Raw genomic sequence first — 1,298 nt, forward strand, 5'->3', positions numbered from 1 at the left:
CCGTGGCGTCTACCGCCGAATTGATGCCCAGGCTGATCTGGCCAGCATCGTTGTAGACGTCATCGCCCTGCGCAGCGTGGGTGTACGGTGCGCTGGTCTCGCCGGCCTTGATGGTGACCTGGGCATTGTTGCTCAGGGTCACGACCAGGTCGTGGGCCAGCGGCTGGTTGATGTGCACGGTGAACGTCGGCTTGACGTTCTCGGCCACCGAGGTCTGGTCGGCCGTGATGGTGACTTTGACGATGTCGCCTTCGTTGCCTGGGGTACCTGGCTCGTCGGTGACCTCGGTGCTGACCGGGGTCTTGTCCAGGTTCAGGTTTTCGAACTTCCACGCATCTGCGCCACTGACCGCGTCGATGGCATTGACCACCGGCTGGTTAGCGCCGACATAGACGTTGTCTGGTGCGGCTACAGTCGCCGAACCGGTGGTGCTGTTGGCCGCCACGACGACAGTGGTGCCGTCGGTCAGCTTGAAGTACAGCTCCGAGTGGTTGTTGATCGGCAGACCGTCTTTGTTGGTCAGCGTGATGGTGTAGGTGATCTCGCCACCTTCGGTGACCGAAGGGGTCGCGGTCAGCTTGGCTACCACTTCACTGATAGTGTCCGAGATTTCAACGGTAGCCGGGCCACCCAAGACCAGCTTCTCGAATGTGGCACCCGGAACTGTAGCTTCGGTAACACTGAGGGTGATGGAGCCCGCATCGCGATAGACGTCATCACCCTGAGCCGAGGTCTTGTACTCAACCTCGGTCTTACCGGCTTCGATCGTCACGGTGTCGCCGTTCGACAGGGTTACGGTCAACGGACGGTCCAGCGCCTGGCTTACTTTCACAGTAAAGGAAGGCTGCTGGTCTTCGGTCACATTGCCATTGCTGACAATGCTTACGGTGACGGTATCGATGCTGTCATTGATGACAGTCGAGGCCGGCGTCGGGTTCGGGGTCAGCTGCTCGAAGTTGCCGCCCGTGGCGTTCTCGATGGTGACGCTGACAGTCGAGCCGTTGTTGTAGACGTCATTGGCCGGGGTCTGGAAATCAACGCTGCCCTGGGTTTTACCCGCTTCAACGGTAATGGTCTGGCCGTTGGACAGGGTCACGGTCACCGGCGTCTTGGCAGGGTTGCTCAGGGTCACGGTGTAGGTGATCACGCCACCTTCGGTGACCGACGGGCTCGCCGTCAGGGTCGCGGTGGTGGTGTCGACCGAGTCGTTGATCGTGGTCTGAGCCGGCGTCGGGTTCGGGGTCAGCTGCTCGAAGTTGCCGCCTGTGGCGTTCTCGATGGTGACGCTGACGGTAGAA

1 protein-coding gene is annotated in these 1,298 nt (G+C 60.9%); it reads right to left on the reverse strand.

The window, feature by feature from the left end:
- Window positions 1-1,298, reverse strand: a 1,298-nt coding sequence (locus tag LVS58_RS24925; RefSeq protein WP_325175996.1) for an immunoglobulin-like domain-containing protein, incomplete at both ends; no start/stop codon positions are given.

Source organism: Pseudomonas sp. JR33AA (assembly GCF_021378985.1).
Taxonomy (GTDB): Bacteria; Pseudomonadota; Gammaproteobacteria; order Pseudomonadales; family Pseudomonadaceae; genus Aquipseudomonas; species Aquipseudomonas alloputida.